The organism is Paenibacillus sp. H1-7, from assembly GCF_022354825.1.
In the GTDB taxonomy this organism is placed as follows: Bacteria; Bacillota; Bacilli; order Paenibacillales; family NBRC-103111; genus Paenibacillus_S.
Genome location: NZ_CP031168.1, coordinates 2,616,382 through 2,632,717 on the forward strand (window position 1 = coordinate 2,616,382; position 16,336 = coordinate 2,632,717).

14 protein-coding genes and 1 other annotated feature are annotated in these 16,336 nt (G+C 52.4%); of the genes, 11 read left to right on the plus strand and 3 right to left on the minus strand.

Translation table 11 applies throughout. From position 1 onward, the window contains the following. Positions 1 to 13: 13 nt before the first annotated feature. Together DVH26_RS11715 and DVH26_RS11720 are read left to right on the plus strand one after the other, a co-directional pair. Positions 14 to 1,171 carry a Ger(x)C family spore germination protein gene (locus DVH26_RS11715; protein ID WP_239633864.1) on the plus strand — a complete coding sequence of 386 codons (1,158 nt, stop codon included), beginning with the start codon at positions 14 to 16 and terminating at the stop codon, positions 1,169 to 1,171. Next, on the plus strand, positions 1,168 to 1,419 hold the full coding sequence (locus DVH26_RS11720; RefSeq protein ID WP_239633865.1) for a hypothetical protein: 252 nt from the start codon (positions 1,168 to 1,170) through the stop codon (positions 1,417 to 1,419). Before DVH26_RS11715 ends, DVH26_RS11720 begins: the two co-directional genes overlap by 4 nt. 12 nt (positions 1,420 to 1,431) lie before the next feature. On the opposite strand, the gene DVH26_RS11725 is transcribed toward DVH26_RS11720, so the two are convergent. Then, a complete protein-coding gene (locus tag DVH26_RS11725; RefSeq protein ID WP_239633866.1) occupies positions 1,432 to 2,115 on the minus strand; it encodes a ThuA domain-containing protein in 684 nt (227 codons plus the stop codon). A gap of 149 nt (positions 2,116 to 2,264) precedes the next feature. Here DVH26_RS11725 and DVH26_RS11730 point away from each other — a divergent pair, with 149 nt between their 5' ends. Then, positions 2,265 to 3,356, plus strand: coding sequence for a GerAB/ArcD/ProY family transporter (locus DVH26_RS11730; protein WP_239633867.1), 1,092 nt, complete (start codon positions 2,265 to 2,267; stop codon positions 3,354 to 3,356). 23 nt (positions 3,357 to 3,379) lie between these two features. Here the strand turns inward: DVH26_RS11730 and DVH26_RS11735 are convergent, their stop codons facing one another. Further along, a complete protein-coding gene (locus DVH26_RS11735) occupies positions 3,380 to 4,561 on the minus strand; it encodes an aminotransferase class I/II-fold pyridoxal phosphate-dependent enzyme (protein WP_239633868.1) in 1,182 nt (393 codons plus the stop codon). A 229-nt stretch (positions 4,562 to 4,790) separates the two neighbouring features. Next, positions 4,791 to 5,003 (minus strand) — a binding site (T-box leader). A gap of 126 nt (positions 5,004 to 5,129) precedes the next feature. On the opposite strand from DVH26_RS11735, the gene DVH26_RS11740 reads away from it, so the two are divergent. The 3 genes from DVH26_RS11740 (at position 5,130) to DVH26_RS11750 (ending at position 8,711) form a co-directional block, all read left to right on the plus strand. Beyond that, the gene (locus DVH26_RS11740) at positions 5,130 to 6,665 is read left to right on the plus strand and encodes a GMC oxidoreductase (protein ID WP_239633869.1); all 1,536 of its coding nucleotides are present in this window, start codon (positions 5,130 to 5,132) and stop codon (positions 6,663 to 6,665) included. An 84-nt stretch (positions 6,666 to 6,749) separates the two neighbouring features. Further along, entirely contained in the window at positions 6,750 to 7,580 is an 831-nt protein-coding gene (locus DVH26_RS11745; RefSeq protein WP_239633870.1) for an amidohydrolase family protein, read from the plus strand. A 21-nt stretch (positions 7,581 to 7,601) separates the two neighbouring features. Next, positions 7,602 to 8,711: a lactonase family protein gene (locus tag DVH26_RS11750; protein ID WP_239633871.1), complete on the plus strand. Its 1,110-nt coding sequence runs from the start codon at positions 7,602 to 7,604 to the stop codon at positions 8,709 to 8,711. A gap of 124 nt (positions 8,712 to 8,835) precedes the next feature. On the opposite strand, the gene DVH26_RS11755 is transcribed toward DVH26_RS11750, so the two are convergent. Next, positions 8,836 to 9,306, minus strand: a complete 471-nt coding sequence (locus DVH26_RS11755; protein WP_239633872.1) for a MarR family winged helix-turn-helix transcriptional regulator — start codon at positions 9,304 to 9,306, stop codon at positions 8,836 to 8,838. Positions 9,307 to 9,661: 355 nt separating this feature from the next. Here DVH26_RS11755 and DVH26_RS11760 point away from each other — a divergent pair, with 355 nt between their 5' ends. The 5 genes from DVH26_RS11760 (at position 9,662) to DVH26_RS11780 (ending at position 16,312) form a co-directional block, all read left to right on the plus strand. Beyond that, on the plus strand, positions 9,662 to 11,002 hold the full coding sequence (locus DVH26_RS11760) for an extracellular solute-binding protein (RefSeq protein WP_239633873.1): 1,341 nt from the start codon (positions 9,662 to 9,664) through the stop codon (positions 11,000 to 11,002). 106 nt (positions 11,003 to 11,108) lie between these two features. Next, the gene (locus DVH26_RS11765) at positions 11,109 to 11,993 is read left to right on the plus strand and encodes a carbohydrate ABC transporter permease (RefSeq protein ID WP_239633874.1); all 885 of its coding nucleotides are present in this window, start codon (positions 11,109 to 11,111) and stop codon (positions 11,991 to 11,993) included. Further along, positions 11,990 to 12,820, plus strand: coding sequence for a carbohydrate ABC transporter permease (locus DVH26_RS11770; RefSeq protein WP_239633875.1), 831 nt, complete (start codon positions 11,990 to 11,992; stop codon positions 12,818 to 12,820). Before DVH26_RS11765 ends, DVH26_RS11770 begins: the two co-directional genes overlap by 4 nt. A gap of 44 nt (positions 12,821 to 12,864) precedes the next feature. Beyond that, positions 12,865 to 14,697, plus strand: a complete 1,833-nt coding sequence (locus DVH26_RS11775; RefSeq protein WP_239633876.1) for a cache domain-containing sensor histidine kinase — start codon at positions 12,865 to 12,867, stop codon at positions 14,695 to 14,697. Beyond that, positions 14,687 to 16,312 carry a response regulator transcription factor gene (locus DVH26_RS11780; protein ID WP_239633877.1) on the plus strand — a complete coding sequence of 542 codons (1,626 nt, stop codon included), beginning with the start codon at positions 14,687 to 14,689 and terminating at the stop codon, positions 16,310 to 16,312. Before DVH26_RS11775 ends, DVH26_RS11780 begins: the two co-directional genes overlap by 11 nt. Positions 16,313 to 16,336: the final 24 nt, after the last annotated feature.

The following is a 16,336-nucleotide window of genomic DNA, read 5'->3' on the forward strand; positions in this document are numbered from 1 at the left end:
TGAGGGAATATCGATGAGAACATCCTGGCTAACTATTGGGTTCATGGTATTTTCCGTCCTGCTGACAGGATGCTGGGATAAGGCGGAGCTGCCGGAGTACGGCTTCGTACAAGGAGCGGCGATAGACGAGAACCGGGTGGGAGATACCGAGTTGACGACACTGTTTTACAAGCCAGGCGGAGGGGGGATGGAGTCCCATATGGCGGCCAAAGGAGGGCCTTCCTCATTCCAAGTCAAAACGACAGGCCATTCGGTATTTGAAGCGATTCGCGATATACCCATTCATCTTGGCCGGAAAGCGAAATGGGACCATATGCGCGTCATTCTTGTGAGTGAATCGCTGGCCAAATCGCAGGGACTCGGAAGTGTCCTGGACTTTTACTCACGGGATCACGAGCCTCGCGGAACGATACTCGTATTTATTACGGAAGGGGAAGCACGCAAATATATAAGCATAAAGCCCTTCATTGAAAATACAATGGCGCAGCAGCTCAAGCGGATTCAAGAAACGGCATCCCGCTTTTCCTCCAAAACCGTCAAAACGGCGCTTATCAACATCGCACTGCAAATAAAGAGCGAGACCGGCTTCGGAACGGTTCCTTATTTGCGCTTTCATGGTGAGGATGCGACGGTCGACGGGATTGCGGTTTTGAAGAAGGGGAAGATGGTCGACCTCCTCACTTCCAATGAAGCTCAACGGCTCTCGATGCTGACGAATGATTACGAGAGCGGGGTTATTGACCTGCCCTGCAGCAAAAATGACAGCGGGCAGCATTTTGAAGACGAATCGGTGGAGGTGTTCAACTCCTACACGACATCGGAGATGAAGATTGAAGGGGAGACGTTGACAGTTCATTACATAACCAATATAGAAGGGGCGGTAGGTGAGATGCACTGTTCCACGATTAAAACGCGCGAGCAGGAGATGGCCTTTACCCGGAAGGTAGAAAAGAAGGTTGTGCAGGAAATGCGGGAGCTAGTCCGGCATTTGCAGCAGAGGAAGGTGGATTCCCTTGGACTTGGCAACAAAGTGTACAGGCAGCATCTGAAGCTATGGAAACGCTGGAAGCCGGATTGGGAAGAGCGGTTCGCTCATGTGAAATTTGAATTTGACGTCCGGGTCGTTCTTCGAAATACGGGAACAACCTCCGGCAGATCGATAGCGAAATGAGAACCATATTCGAAAAATTGTTGGTCATGCTCCTATGCTACAGCGCAGTATTGGCCTGCGAATTTCCAAAGCTGCGAAAGCTTCGCCGCCATGAGCGGATGGTTTACAGTATTCTAATGCTATGCTCTCTGTACCTGGTTGTGATTTATGTTCTGGATTTGCCATGGCCCAATCTGGACGAAGCCGTAGATTATTTGTTAGAGCAGCCGGGCAAGCGGATTGTAGAAGCGGTAAAAGCACCAGACTAATGAAACGTAAAGCTATCGGGACGCCCAATTCATGCCACGCTTCATTAGTATCTCGACCTGAGGCAGAGTAACCATGTTCAAGGTGTGGCCGAGGGAGCAGTACATAATCCTTCCGTGTCCATAGCTTTTCGTCCAGGCCACGGGCATTTCCACTTCGCCGAAGCACGTCCATGCCAATACGCAGATCGCCGGATCCAGCATCATATAGTATTTTTCCGTCGTTACAGTAAAGTCGGACAGCCCTTGCGTTATTTGCGGGTGATTGCCAGACATGTGCACGGTATAGGTCGTGTCCGCGCCCCCCGGATGCGCCAGAAACTGCCCTCCGATCATATGATGAAAGTCGATCTCTCCGCGAAAGGCGCCTATGGTGCTGTGAATTCCGGTAAATCCGACGCCATCGCGAACAGCGGATAACAAATTGGCCAGCTGCTGCGGTTGAATCGTTCCTCTAGTCCAGATCAGTACAATTAAATGCATCGATTTCAAGCGGTTCGTCTCCAAAAAGCTGTCCAGCGTATCGGAAAGCGTGACATCAAAGCCTTCCTCCCGAAGCCAGCCGCCCATGACTTGAGCGACATCTTTGTGTCGGTGCCCCTCATCGTCTCCGTAGACGATGAGCGCTTTTTTATATCGGTCCGAGCGCTTCGGCATCACTGACGAATCATGGATTCGGATGGAAAATGCCCTTTTCACGTATTCCGCCACCCCTTCGAACGAAATGTACAGAGCTTTCGCTGCTGTCAGTATATGCGGTCTCTTCCGCATCAGCACAATTCTTCGATCCGGACGCAAATATTTCCAGCCATAATGGCAAATACTAGCTACCAAAAGGGGGGAAACGCTTGAGAAAAGAAACGATCAGTGTAGCGCAGTTGAGCGCTCTGTTTCTCATTTCGCTAACGGGTTCCTCCATTGTCAACATTCCTCAGCCTCTCATAGGTGCGTCTTCGAACGCTGCCTGGATATCCATTCTTCTCGCCTATGGGCTGGGATTGCCGGCGCTCATCTGTATTTTGTATTTATACCGCCGCTACCCGGGATTGACTATCGTCGAAATCTTGAAGCAAGCGATAGGCCCAGGCTGGACGGCTGTCATTATTATTCCTTTTATCAGTATGCCGCTCATGCTGACAGCCAATATCGTAAGAGATATTTCCGCATTCTTCACCACGTCGATGATGCGACTGACTCCCGATTACGTCTTTGATGTGCTGATACTGATGACGGCGGCATTGACTGTAAAAGCAGGTATTGAAGTTATGGCCCGAATGTTCATCTTGCTGATCATGGTCATGTTCACTTTCATTATAGCGGTCCTGTTGCTGGTCCTGCCTTATTACCAGCCGGAATTCCTTACTCCCTTGCTTCCGAAAGGCTTCAATCCCGTTCTTCACGGCGCCTATATGGCGTTTGGAGTGCCTTATGCAGACGTGGTGCTGCTGACCATGTTAATGCCTTACGTCCGCACGGAAAAAGGAAAATCACCGGGGGCATCGTTGCATATTGCCTTGCTTCTCCATACGGTAGGGCTGCTTATCGTTACGGTATGCACGATCATGGCGTTTGGCCCGATGGCTGGAGATTTGCGGTTTTCCTTGTTCCAGATTGCCCGGATGGTTAGTGTCGAGAGTATTTTCGAACGAGTGGAATCCATTATCGGCGTTTCGCTGATAGTCGGTTCTTTTATGAAAACAACCATCGTGCTGTTTGTTTTGACAAGGGTGGCGGCGCAGCTGTTTCAGTTTCAAGATGAAAGCATAGTAACCTTCCCCATCACACTGATCGTTCTGCTGCTCGCCCTCACCATGTTTAGAACCGATGCGGAGTTCCGCGACAATGTTGCCGTCGTAAGGCCGCTGATGAGCTTTGCTGTAGCGTACGTTCCGTTAGTGCTCATTACGATTGCGGCCATGTTCAAGAGAAAAGCTCGTTAACTGGATGCGGCCGAAGCGTCAGCCTACACTTTTTGCGTCAAGCTCTGTAAAAAAGTACCCATCCGTTCCAGCGCTTCGGTCAGGTTCTGAACGGAGGAAGCATAAGAGCAGCGGATATGACCTTCACCGCATGCGCCCAGCACATTGCCGGGGACAATGGCTACCTTGGTCTCGTTAAGCAGCTGCTCGGCGAATTGCTCGGACGTCAGTCCCGTATGCTTAATGGAAGGGAAGGCATAGAACGCGCCCTTCGGCTCGAAGCAGGGCAGCCCGATCTCCTCGAACCCTTTCAGTACAAGACGGCGGCGCTGGTCGTAGGAAGCGACCATTTCCTTCATCTCCTCCGTGCCGTTGCGCAGCGCTTCGATAGCAGCCTTTTGTGTCGTCATGGGAGCGCAGATCATCGTATATTGGTGGATTTTGGTCATGGCGCTGATCACTTCCGGATGGCCGCATGCATACCCGAGTCGCCATCCGGTCATGGCGTAAGCCTTGGAAAATCCGTTCAGCAAAATCGTCCGGTCTCTCATGCCGGGCAGCGCTGCGAAACAAGTATGCTCGCCTACATAAGTCAGTTTGTCATACACCTCGTCGGAGATGACGATCAAGTCGTGCTTCTCCACCACCTTGGCGATTTTCTCCAATTCCTCGCGCGGCATCGTAGCGCCGGTCGGATTGTTCGGATAATTGATAAGCAATGCCTTGGTACGCGGTGTAATAGCAGCTTCCAGCTGCTCTGCGGTAAGCCGGAATTCATTGTCGGCATCGGTGCTCAAAGGAACGGCCACCCCTCCGGCCATGATCGTGCAGGGCGCATAGGACACGTAGCAAGGCTCGGCAATCAGCACTTCATCTCCCGGATGGAGGATGGCGCGGAGTGCAAGGTCTACCGCTTCGCTGACACCGACCGTAACAAGCACTTCATTGCGCGGCTCGTACTTGACTCTGTACCAGTCGTGCAAATGGCGGGCGATTTCTTCCCGGAGCTCCAGCAGTCCGGCGTTGGAAGAATACATCGTATAGCCTTGCCTTAACGATTGAATGCCGTTTTCCCGGATGTTCCAGGGAGTTACAAAGTCGGGCTCGCCGACCCCGAGCGATATGACGCCTTTCATTTCGGAAGCCATATCGAAAAAACGGCGAATTCCTGAAGGGGGAATGTTCTGGATGGTAGGAGAAATGCGATCGGACCAATTTGTAATCATGGTTACACCAGCTTTCTTTGGAATGAAATATGGATTGAAATACAAAAAGCCCTCGCCCCTATAAAGGGACGAGAGCCTAAAACTCACGCGTTACCACCCTAATTGACATCATGACGCGCCTCCGGTTGCGCCAACCTCGCACTTAAAAACAGCGCAAAAGAAGCGTAATAGAGATAGGGAGGCAGGTTATTTCCGGTAAGGAAGCAACAAAAAAAGCCCTCCATCCCCGGAAAGGGACGAGAGCTTTGGCTCACGCGGTACCACCCTAATTGACATCATCATGTCCACTCATTCCGATAACGGCGGAAACCGGCCTTCTCTTACTGCAATGTTCAGAGGGCGACTCCGGGGCGGCTTTCGTCATGGCTTCAATCCCAGGCTCGCACCGTCCCTGAGTCGCTTAGAAATTCACCGTGTCTACTTTCCCCATCCACGTCTTTGAAGAACTAAATTACCCACACTATACCACGCTGTTTTTTCTCTGTCAATCCGGTATCGATGGAACAAAAGCCCATTTTCGGCTCATATAATGCTCTAAGGCAACTCAGGATAAGGAAGTGGCGCGAGGGTGAACATTCGTTTTCATGCACGGAAGGATAGGCCAATTAACGAGGCATCGGCGGTAGATGGAAAGTTACCGGTTTACTGTCCTCTCCCCGGGCCGGACTACCTGAAATATTGGATTCCAACCGTAAGTCTGGAGCAAATGGCGGCGACGCAATACGATGCTCTCGTAATAGGCAGCGGAGCGGGGGGAGGAGCCGCCCTATGGAGATTGTGCGAGCGGTGGAGACAAGAGGGGAAACGGATAGGGATGATAGAAGCCGGGGAGCCTGTTATTCCGACGCACGTCCAAAATATCTCCACAATGAACGAGGAGCTTGCGGAAGCTTACCTGCTCAATCCTCGGGTGTCAGAGCCGCTCGGTGAGGTCTTGCCTGAATTCCGGGGATTCCGGCGGTTTCGGCTGCTTGGGGGAAGAACGATATTTTGGGGCGCGGTCACTCCGCGCAGAAGAGGGTTCGAGCTGGAAGGGTGGCCTGTCACCGAATCGGAGCTGGAGCCATATTACAACATAGCCGAGCAATTCATGCGGGTGACGAGGCAGTTTTCCGGGGAATCCCCCTATACCCGAATTTTGCTGGAGCGGCTGCGTGAGCAGGGTTATCCCGATGCTGAGGCCTACCCGATTGCTGCGGATCTGGAGTCGACCACATTCGGGGTCATCCACTCGAATGTATTTTTCAGTTCGATTCAATTTTTGGCCGCTGCGAGACATGCGCGTCCGTTCGATCTGGCGGTCAATGCCAGGGCGGTGCGGCTCTTTACCGAAGACGGCAGAGTAACGGGCGTTAAGGTCATGTCAAAAGACAAAAAATCGTATACCGTCCGGTCACCGATCATTATTTTGTCCGCAAGCACTCTGGAGACACCAAGGATTCTTCTGAACTCAGGAATCGGGGGAACGAGCGTCGGTCATTACTTAACCAATCATACTATCGTTACGACCCAAGCTTCAATTAGCCGAAAGCAATTTCCCGAGATGCTTGGAGGTCTTGGCATTCTTATTCCTTCAACGGCCGAGCGCCATTTCCAAATTCAAATCAGCGGCAATTTCTGGACCCAGTCGCTTAACGGGCCGCTGCAGGAGAAGCTCCTGTTTGACTTAAGCGGATTTGGCGAGGTGGAGTCCCGTTATGTGAACCGGGTCGAATTGGACCCTCTGAAGACCGATGCCTATGGCGTGCCGGAAATCCGGGTCCGCTTCTCCTACAGCGACAAAGACCGTCTTGTGATCACCCGGATGGCCGAAGAACTCATGAAGAGCATGGCCGCCTTGGGAGCGGCACCTGTGCCAAGAGATGGAGAACCTGATCTCTGCTTGCGACTTCCCGGCAGGCCGTACCATGAATGCGGCACATGCCGCATGGGCACGGATCCGGCGTATTCGGTCACGAACGCCCACGGCCAGGTCCACGGTGTCACTGGCTTGTATGTGGCTGACAATAGCGTGCTGCCTACATCCGGCGCCGCCAATCCTACCTTGACTACGGCAGCGCTGGCCATCAGAACGGCGGACGCTATCGCCGGCGGCCTGTTGTGAAATGAAGTGACTTCGTTTATTATCAGACATGTAAGTGACAAAAATCGGTAATCGATCGAAGGAAACGATAGGGAGGATGCGGCTGTGAGAATCGATGCACATCAGCATTATTGGAAGCTGGACCGCGGGGACTATGATTGGCTGACGCCGGAATCGACGGTGTTGTACCGGGATTTTTTGCCTGAGCAGCTCAAGGAGCATTTGCAAGCTAACGGTATCGATAAGACGATCGTCGTTCAAGCTGCCGCAACGGTAGCGGAGACCGAGTTTATGCTCAAGCTCGCCGAGGACAACGATACGATAGCCGGAGTAGTAGGCTGGCTGGATCTGGAAGATGCGGGCTTCCGCAGCGACTACGAGCGTTTGAAGCCAAACCGCTATTTCAAAGGCATTCGGATCATGCTGCAAGATATTGATATGGAATTTGCTTTCCGGCCTGCCGTATTGGAAGCGCTGCGCTTTTTCGAACGGGAGCAGTTCCCGGTCGATCTGTTAATCAAGACGCATCAGCTGGAGAAGACCGTCAAGCTGCTGGAGCAGCTGCCTAAGCTGCACGCTGTAATTGACCATATTGCCAAGCCGGTCATTTCCGCTCAGCAGACGGAGCCTTGGAAAGCCTTAATGGCACAAATCGCGGCGGAGCACCCGAACGTATATTGCAAGCTGTCCGGCATGGTAACGGAAGCCGATCATGAGAATTGGCAGGAGGAGCATTTCGTTCCTTACGTGCGCCACGTTGTGGAACATTTCGGCCCGCAAAGAGTCATGTACGGCAGCGATTGGCCGGTCTGCCTGCTCGCGGCGGAATACAGCGAAGTGTACAAGCTGCTGGAGCATACGCTGCCTTCCGGCTTGACCTCTACGGATCTTGAAGATATTTTCGGCAACAACGCGGCGCGTTTCTATAAGCTTTAAAACCAAGGAGGATTCCTGACGATGCCAAGTAAGGATAATGCTCTTATCATGTATGTCGGCTGCTATACGAACAAAAAGGAAGCGGCCATATCCGTGTTCCGCTGCGATTCGTCTCTGGACAAGCCGGAGCTTGTGCAGCAGGTGACGGGAATACGCAACGCTTCGTTTCTCGCCGTTGATGCTGAGGGCGGGAAGCTGTATGCCGTAAGCGAGGTGCACGAAACCGACGGCCAGCCCGGCGGTGCGGTTGCCTGCTACCGTATCGATCCCGAGTCGGGCAAGCTGACGGAGCACGGACCGAGGCAGCTTACACATGGCAACGATCCTTGCTACGTGATCGTAGATCGGCACGGAGCGCATGGCGCAAGCTTGCTCGTTGCCAACTACTCCGGCGGCAGCGTCGCTCGATTCCCGCTGCGGAATGAAGATGGCGGGCTGGAGCCGGCCTCGCAAATCATCGCGCACAAGGGAGCAAGCCTAGCGACGGACCGTCAGGAAGCGCCTCATCCGCATTCCGTTGTGATGGATCCTTCCGGCCGCTATGCAGTGGTACCGGATCTAGGGCGCGACAAGCTCGTCGTTTATTTGAACGCTCCGGAGCAGGGCGGACTTGTTCCGCATGATGAAACGGAGACGGATGCCGGCGCAGGTCCGCGCCATTTCGTATTTCACCCGGATCAGCCGAGAGCTTATGTTATCAACGAGCTTAACGGCACGATAACAGCCTACGATTACGATGCGGGCCAAGGAAGCCTGAGCCCGGTTCAGACGGTACCGGTGCTGCCCGCCGATTTTCAAGGAAGCAACACCTGCGCCGATCTGCATTTGTCTCCGGACGGCAAGTTTCTGTATGGCTCCAACCGCGGCCATGACAGCATCGCCGTCTTTGCGGTCGAGCCAACATACGGCCGGCTGACGCCAATCGGACATGTGCCGACCCGCGGCAGGACACCGAGAAACTTCGGGATCACTCCCGACGGTAACTTCCTGGTTGCAGCGAACCAGGAATCGGATAATCTAGTTACATTTCGGATCGACCGGACAAACGGCATGCTGGAATGGACAGGGCAGGAGATTGCCGTTTCCGAACCGGTATGTGTAGCGTTCATGACAACAAATTTCTTGAAATAAGGCGTCGAATAAACATACGAATAGACCGCCTCCTGCCGGTATCCGGCGGGGCGGTCTTACTAATTTCCTTTTTTTGATAACGGTTTCAAAAATATCCGGTTATTTCGGCTCACATAAAGCGCCTTTACTGCTGCTCCTGGCATGATTTTTCCCCGACACAGCCGTTGTACTCGCCCAAATGTCTGGTTATCCGATCGACCGTCTGAATATACTCTTGCATTTGCTCCTCCGGCAGGTTGGCAAAAATCGTATTCGCTTCCGCCCAGATGTGTTCCCGCAGCGAATTCAGCTTTTCCTTGCCGGTATCCGTTAATTGTACGTAAATGATGCGCCGGTCCTCTACCGAGCGGATCCGTTCGACAATGTTCTGCCGCTCCAGCTTATCGACAAGGCTTGTAGCCGCTCCCAAGGTGATGGTTAAATAATCGGCAATATCGTTCATTTTCATAGATTGATGCTCTAACTGAAACATAACGGATATGGTCGAATTGTTTAATTGCGGATCCATAATGATGGTTTGAAGCGACCGCTTCATTTGGCGTCCCATTGCGAGCAAGCTTTTTAACAACATGGAAGCATCCTGTGCTCTACTCATTAGCGATTCTCCTAACCTTTATATAAATTGATGTTATTATACCACATAGGGTAAGCAATAAAGCGTATCGAAGATCACATCTATTGGCAATAAAAACAGTTGGCTAAAAAAAATAAATGACGCAAATCGACATACAGCGGTTTCATTAGACTTTATCTGTGTGTGATCTCGCCAAAATAGTACACACAATATAAGTAATACGCAAGAGGGTGCGAATGCGTTTCAAAAATTTTTACGACAGTAGATAAATTTATCCCCTTAGTATCGATTTCATACCCTGTTGTGAACCGCGGTGCGCCCCTATAATCAACCTTATCAAAGCAAATTCTTACACTTTGAATCGCGGAGGGGTCATATGAAGAAGAAAGCGGCCGCAGGGCTGGCATTATTGCTTCTCGTATCAAGTGTCGCAGCAGGCTGCGGCGAGCAGCCGAAGACGAATACGAATCCGGCTCCAGGCAGCAATACGGGGGAGAAGAAGCCGGAAGCCAAGGCGTTTACCGTATCGCTCAGACATACCCAGGTCAGGGACGATGCGAAGCTCCGGTTGAAATTGCTCGAGGATGTAGCCAAGAAGATGGAAGCCAATGTCCCCGGTCTGAAAGTGGAGCTTGAAGGCGTAGAGGATAAGGTCAACCGATTCGAAAAGCTCCCTGCGGAAATGGCCGCGGGAACGCCGCCCAAAATATTCGATTTATTCGGCGGAACCGATACCCAGAAATATGTGAAAGCGAACAGACTGCTTGATTTGACCCCGATTTTGAGCGAGCTCGGTTTGAAAGACAAGTTTTTCAACCTGGACGAATTTATGGTCGACGGGAAAGTGTACGGCTTGCCTACGGCAGGCTTCGTAGAGGGCGTATTTTACAATAAAAAAATATTCAAGGAGCTTGGCGTAGAGGTTCCGAAAACTTGGGACGAATTTCTTGCTGTAAGCGAAAAAGCAAAAGCGAAGCAAATTACGCCTCTGGCACTCGCTTCGGCCGACGGCTGGGTTATCAACATGATGATGAATACGCTGTGGGTGCGAACCGCAGGAGCGGATTCCGTAGCCGGGTTCTTAAGCGGCAGCAAGAAATGGACGGACCCCGATGTGCTGGACGCATTCAAGCGATATGAAACATTGGTGAAAAAAGGATATTTCCAGGAAGGCAACCTGGGCTTGAAATATGCCGAGCAGCAGAACAAGTTCCGCATAGGCGAAGCAGCCATGCTATTTGACGGCAGCTGGGCCAACTCGGCGGTCGTCGATCCGGAGAAATCGAAGATTCCGAACGACGTCGGCTTCTTCAACTTCCCAGGTGTCGGCGGCAAGGGCGACGGGCTGATCAACGGCAGTTATTCCAACGGCTACGGCTTCTCGGCGGCATTGAACGATTCCGAGCTCAAAGCGGTTAAGGAATTCATCAAGCTGATGTACAGCGAGGAAATGCAGAAGCGCCAGCTGAAGGAATCCGGCTTCCTGCCGGCCATGAAGCTGTCCGATTTGTCCGGTGTGAATCCGATCGTCGGAGAAATTTTGAATGCGGCCAATGCGAAGCAGTTTCCGGCATTCGATTCCGTCGTTCAGGCGAAGGTAAGAGAAGCGCTGGAGGCAGGAATGCAGGAGCTTCTCGGGGGCAAATCCACCGCTGAGAAAGTGACGGAAAAGGTGCAAAAGGCGCAGGACGACGCGAACAAGGATACGAAAAAATAGTCCCTACCACGGATGCGGGTATCTCGCCATAACGGGATACCCGTTCTTGCTGCCGGACGGTAGGCCCATCCTTTCGCAAAAGGCAGGAAGTAAGGAGGACTCCGCAATGAATAAGACGATGCGCAATCCGCTCACTTATACACTATTCATCATCCCTACGATGTTGTTTTACATGATGTTTTTCATGATTCCTCTGCTTCAGTCGCTGCAGTACGCGTTTACCCGCTGGGACGGGGTTAATCAGCCCGAATTCAACGGGCTCGACAATTTCATTCAAGCGTTCCAAGACGAGCTGGTCTGGCATTCGCTGCTCAATAACATCTGCTTCATTCTGTTTGCCGTCGTGGTGCAAATTCCCGTTATCATCGTGCTGGGCATTGCCATCTCCTCGATCCGGCGCTGGAAGGGCTTGTATAAGACGACCGTGTTTGTTCCGAGCATTTTGTCCACCGCCGTCGTCGGCATCCTGTTCTCCTTCATCTACCATCCGGAGATCGGATTACTGAACCAGCTGCTCAAATCGGCCGGAGCCGGCAGTCTGGTCCATACGTGGCTTGCCGACGACAAGACGGCGATGCTCGCTATTCTCGTTACGAACGCCTGGCAATGGACCGGATTCTATGTCGTGCTTGTATTGGCGGCCATTCTTGGCATTTCGAAGGAAGTATACGAGGCCGCAGAGCTCGACGGGGCTACCGGCTGGTCCAAAGCATGGCATATTACGATTCCGCTTATTCGCTCGGTCATTATGGTCATTATTCTGTTGTCGATAACCGGAGCGATGAAGGCGCTTGATATTGTAATGGTCATGACCGGCGGAGGGCCTGCGAACCAGACCGAAGTGCTGGCCACCTATATGATCAAGCAAGGCACGCGGCTGAACGAATACGGGTACGGCAATGCGATTTCTATTCTGATCGTGCTGTTCACCCTCGCATTAACGGTTCTATTTCAGCTGGTGTCCAAACGATTCGGGGAGGTGGAGACATGAAAACCGCAATGATGAAACGCGCATTGATCCATTTGATGCTGTGGTGCTATCTGATCTTCACACTGTATCCGCTTGTATGGATATTGAACTCCTCGTTCAAAACGAATAAAGAAATCATCTCCAATCCGTGGGGATTGCCCCAGCAATTCACGTTCAGCAATTATACGAACGCCTGGACGGGAGCGAAAGTCAGCACTTATTTTTTCAATAGCTTCTATGTTAGTATATTGGCAAGTGTAGTAACGATGTTGCTCGCAGCCGCCGCGGCTTATGCGCTTACAAGAATGAGGATGAAAGCGGTTAACAAAGCGGTCGGCGGATTGCTGCTGCTGGCGCTTCTCGTTCCGGGCGGGACGCTGATTTTGCCGTTGTTCATTTGGCTGCGCGACCTTCATTTGTACAATACGCATTTCGCGCTGTTGTTTCCATATATCACATTCGGCCTGCCGTTAACGGTGTTCATAATCTCCGCGTTTATGAAATCGATCCCGCAGGAGCTGGAGGAAGCGGGGGTCATGGACGGATTAAGCGCCTTCGGCTTGTTCGCCAGAATGATCCTTCCTATTACCGTTCCGGCGCTGGTGACGGTGTTCATATTGAACTTTTTGTCCAATTGGAACGAGTTTGTCATGGCTTATTTATTTCTCTCCAAAGAAAAGCTTCGAACGCTTCCGACGGGAATGGTTGCGTTCATGAACCAGTTCAACATGAACTATGGCAGCTTGGCCGCATCCATCATGTTCAGCGTGCTGCCGGTCATTGTCGTATATGCCGTATTGCAAGAGAAAATTATCGAGGGAGTTACCGCAGGCAGCACGAAAGGATAGCGGAGCCGCGGCCTTCCTTGGCCGGTTGGGGGAGACACGGCTCGATGAATCTTCGCAAGAAAGTGTTTATAGCCTTCATGGCTTTCATCGTCATTCCGCTGTTCGTGCTCGGGCTGATCACCTACCTCGTATCGCAATATATTATCGGGGAGAATTATGCGGAGCAATCGGAGCTTACGTTAAAAGCGGTTGGTCGCAATCTGACTTATGTGCTCAAAGAGGCGAATTACTTTTCGGAATCTTACATGCTGCGTGAGGATATCCAGAGTGTGCTGGGGACGGGCCAAACCTTTGATGCGGTTGCCTTGACCGAGTACGGAAGGCTGCTGCAGCGGACTTTTTTATCCTACACACCGGCCTATTCCGCGGCTTTATACGATTTTGACGGCAAGGTGTTCAGCGAGGGCAAGATCGGATACCGCAGATTATCTTACGAGGAGCTGTTCCGGCAGCCGGTGTACAAGGAAGCGATGAGGCTGAACGGGATACCGGTGTGGATAGGCCCCCACGAGGAACCGGAATTGACCGGTGACGGCCCGTTTTTTACGATGCTGCGGGTGGTCAACGATAAATATACGCTGGATAACAAAGGTATATTGCTTCAGCAATTTCAATTTCAGGAATTGAACAAAATTTTTAACGATTACGATTCGGGTCGGAATGCGGATAACCGGTATATGCTTGTCAATCAGGACGGGCTCGTCATGGTCGACAGCAAGTCGGAGCTGCAGGGTCTCCTTCTGTCCGGGCTGCTTAGCTCGAGTATGGATTGGAGCAAGGACTATGACAGCAGGAAGCTCGAGTTCGGTGGCGTAGAAAGCGTCGTTTCCGTGCACCATCCGGAGCTTGACCGCTACGGCAAAATGAACTGGAGTGTCGTCTCCGTCACGCCATGGCGGTATTTGTCCGGCAAAACCGAGCAGGTGCTGCGGTGGATCGGAGCGATTACCGCGCTATGCTTGCTCAGCGCTCTGCTGTTTAACCTGTTGTTCGTAAACCGGAACATTCGCTTTATTCTATATGTCGTGCAGCTGATGAAACGGGTGGAGATCGGAGACCTCCGCATCCGCGCGGAGGCGGCCTCGAACGATGAAACGAGCGTGCTGGCGCGCGGCTTCAACAGTCTGGTAGAGCGGATCAGCGGTCTGCTGGAGGAGGTGAAGCGCGAGCAAGAGCGTAAAAACAAAGCGGAGCTGATGCTGCTGCAAGCCCAGATCAAGCCGCATTTTTTATTCAATACGCTCGAATCCATCAACGCGCTGGCCGCGCAAAACGAGGGGCGCAAAGTCAATAAAATGGTGCGTCAGCTCAGTACGATTCTGCGCATCAGCTTTCAGACTTCAGAGCAAATACCGCTCTCATTGGAAATGGATCATTTGCGCAATTATTTGGAAATCCAAAGCTACCGGTTCGAGGAGCTGTTCGAATATGAGCTTGACATCCCTAATTCGCTGCGCGATAGTCTGATTCTGAAGCTGACCTTGCAGCCATTGGTGGAAAACAGCATTCAGCACGGGTTCGAGGGGATTGCCTATAAAGGTCGGGTTCATGTCAAAGCGGAGGACCACGGGGAGCACATCGTCCTCTGGGTGGATGACAACGGCATCGGCATCGATTCGGCCGTGCTGTCCCGTTTACATTATAAATCCGGCATAAGCCAGTCGGCGGCAAAATTACATGCGGCGGCTATTGCGGCTGCCGTTCGGGAAGAAGGAGCCAGCGCAAGAACCGGTCTCGGTCTACCCAATGTGGCGGACCGGTTAAGAATCCGCTACGGCTGCCGGTACGGGCTATGGCTGTGCAGCGAGCCGGGGCAAGGCACGCTGATTCGGATCGTCATTCCTAAACAAACGGCGGGTGAACCGGATGAAGCTTAAAGTGATGCTTGTGGATGATGAAATCAATATTATCCGGAATTTGCAAAAAGTCATTTCTTGGGAAGCCATGCAGTTGGAGCTCGTAGGGATGGCTTCGAATGGTTCTATGGCTCTGGAGCTGGCGCAAGAGCATAATCCGGACCTGATTCTGTCCGATATCCGCATGCCGGTGATGGACGGCATTACGATGCTGCAGCGGCTAAGGGAGCAGGGCTTCCAAGGAGAGGTCATTATGCTGACCGGCTTCCAGGAGTTCGATTATGCGCGGTCCGCCATCAAGTACGGCGCGAAGGATTATATCGTCAAGCCGATTGATTACGACGAGCTGCAGCAGGTGATCGAACGGCTGTCCGGGGAGCTGAGAAGCAAGTTCGCCGGCAGGGAAAGAGACAGCAACCGGTGGAAGCAGCTGTCGGGCATCGCATACGAGAAGGTGCTTCTCGACGCGCTTATGAATTGTCCTGCGGGGATAAGCCGTCAACTTCTCGATGTAGGTTCCATAAAATGGAACAATACGAGGTTTATATTGTATGTAATCGATCTGGATGATTATTCACAGCTTACCGTCCAGGATGAGCGGGAGCGGAGGCTGATGCATTTTGCCGTTCGCAATGTGCTGCAGGAGGTGCTGCTCGACGATTGTCCCGATTACTCGGTTCTGCAAATGAGAGAAGGAGAATGGTGTCTGCTCGCAGCAGAAGAACGATCGCTGGGCAAGCCGTCCGGTCAGCTTAGGCATTGGGCGGAACGGATGCAGCAGGCCGTGGAACGCTACACCCGGCTCTCGGTCAGTATAGGCGTATATCCGGCATTGTTGTCACTGGAGGAGCTCTCGGGTGCTTACCGGAGCGCCAAACAAGCCATGCGGTTATCGTTGCAGGCGAAGTATATCGAAATTTTCGGAGAACGGGCCGAAGCCGTTCATTCGGTAAGCTCCTTTTGGACTATGGCCGACGGTCTCGTTGCGGCTTTGCTGCAGGGAGATCAGGAGAAGGCGCACGAGCTGCTTGAGCGGCTCTTGAGAGAGCTGGCGGAGCCGTCGTCCTTGCAGGCGGAGCCGATGCTCCATTTTCTAAGCATCCATTTGCTGCGGGAAATGAGAAGCGTCGGCATCCTGACGGCCGAGCAGGAGCAGACGCTCTGGCTCGAGCTGAACGGGAGTCGTCACATCAAGCTGCTGGTGCAGACGATCTACCGCATCGCCTCCGAATGCGCGAACGGATCCGCAGGGAACAGCCGCAAATCCATTGAGCTGCTGATGGCTTGCGCCAAAGACTATATTCACCGCAATGTTACCCGCGACTTGGGAGTGGAGGAGCTCGCATGTCATCTTGGAATCAGCACGAGCTATTTCAGCCAGCTGTTCAAGCAGCATTTCGAAGAAACCTTCGTCGAGTATGTGACGCGGCAGCGGATAGAGCTTGCCAAGACGCTTCTCTCGTCGAGCGGCAAAAGCGTAACGCAAATCGGCAAGCTGGTCGGCTATGCGGAACGGCGCTATTTCACCAAAGTGTTTCATAAGCATGAGGGCATGAGTCCCTCGGAATATCGGGAGTACCTTTCACAGCCGAGTTCCTGTCCAAGTGATTCCAGTCCGTTGAATTCTAGCCGGTAAACCTGAGGATGGAAGGTGAAAAAG

Bases quoted from the DNA above. Each gene is read 5' to 3' on its own strand.
- DVH26_RS11715 (WP_239633864.1), top strand. From the start codon at position 14: ATGAGAACATCCTGGCTAACTATTGGGTTCATGGTATTTTCCGTCCTG.
- DVH26_RS11720 (WP_239633865.1), top strand. From the start codon at position 1,168: ATGAGAACCATATTCGAAAAATTGTTGGTCATGCTCCTATGCTACAGC.
- DVH26_RS11735 (WP_239633868.1), bottom strand. From the start codon at position 4,561: ATGATTACAAATTGGTCCGATCGCATTTCTCCTACCATCCAGAACATT.
- DVH26_RS11750 (WP_239633871.1), top strand. From the start codon at position 7,602: ATGCCAAGTAAGGATAATGCTCTTATCATGTATGTCGGCTGCTATACG.
- DVH26_RS11755 (WP_239633872.1), bottom strand. From the start codon at position 9,306: ATGAGTAGAGCACAGGATGCTTCCATGTTGTTAAAAAGCTTGCTCGCA.
- DVH26_RS11760 (WP_239633873.1), top strand. From the start codon at position 9,662: ATGAAGAAGAAAGCGGCCGCAGGGCTGGCATTATTGCTTCTCGTATCA.
- DVH26_RS11765 (WP_239633874.1), top strand. From the start codon at position 11,109: ATGAATAAGACGATGCGCAATCCGCTCACTTATACACTATTCATCATC.
- DVH26_RS11770 (WP_239633875.1), top strand. From the start codon at position 11,990: ATGAAAACCGCAATGATGAAACGCGCATTGATCCATTTGATGCTGTGG.
- DVH26_RS11775 (WP_239633876.1), top strand. From the start codon at position 12,865: ATGAATCTTCGCAAGAAAGTGTTTATAGCCTTCATGGCTTTCATCGTC.
- DVH26_RS11780 (WP_239633877.1), top strand. From the start codon at position 14,687: ATGAAGCTTAAAGTGATGCTTGTGGATGATGAAATCAATATTATCCGG.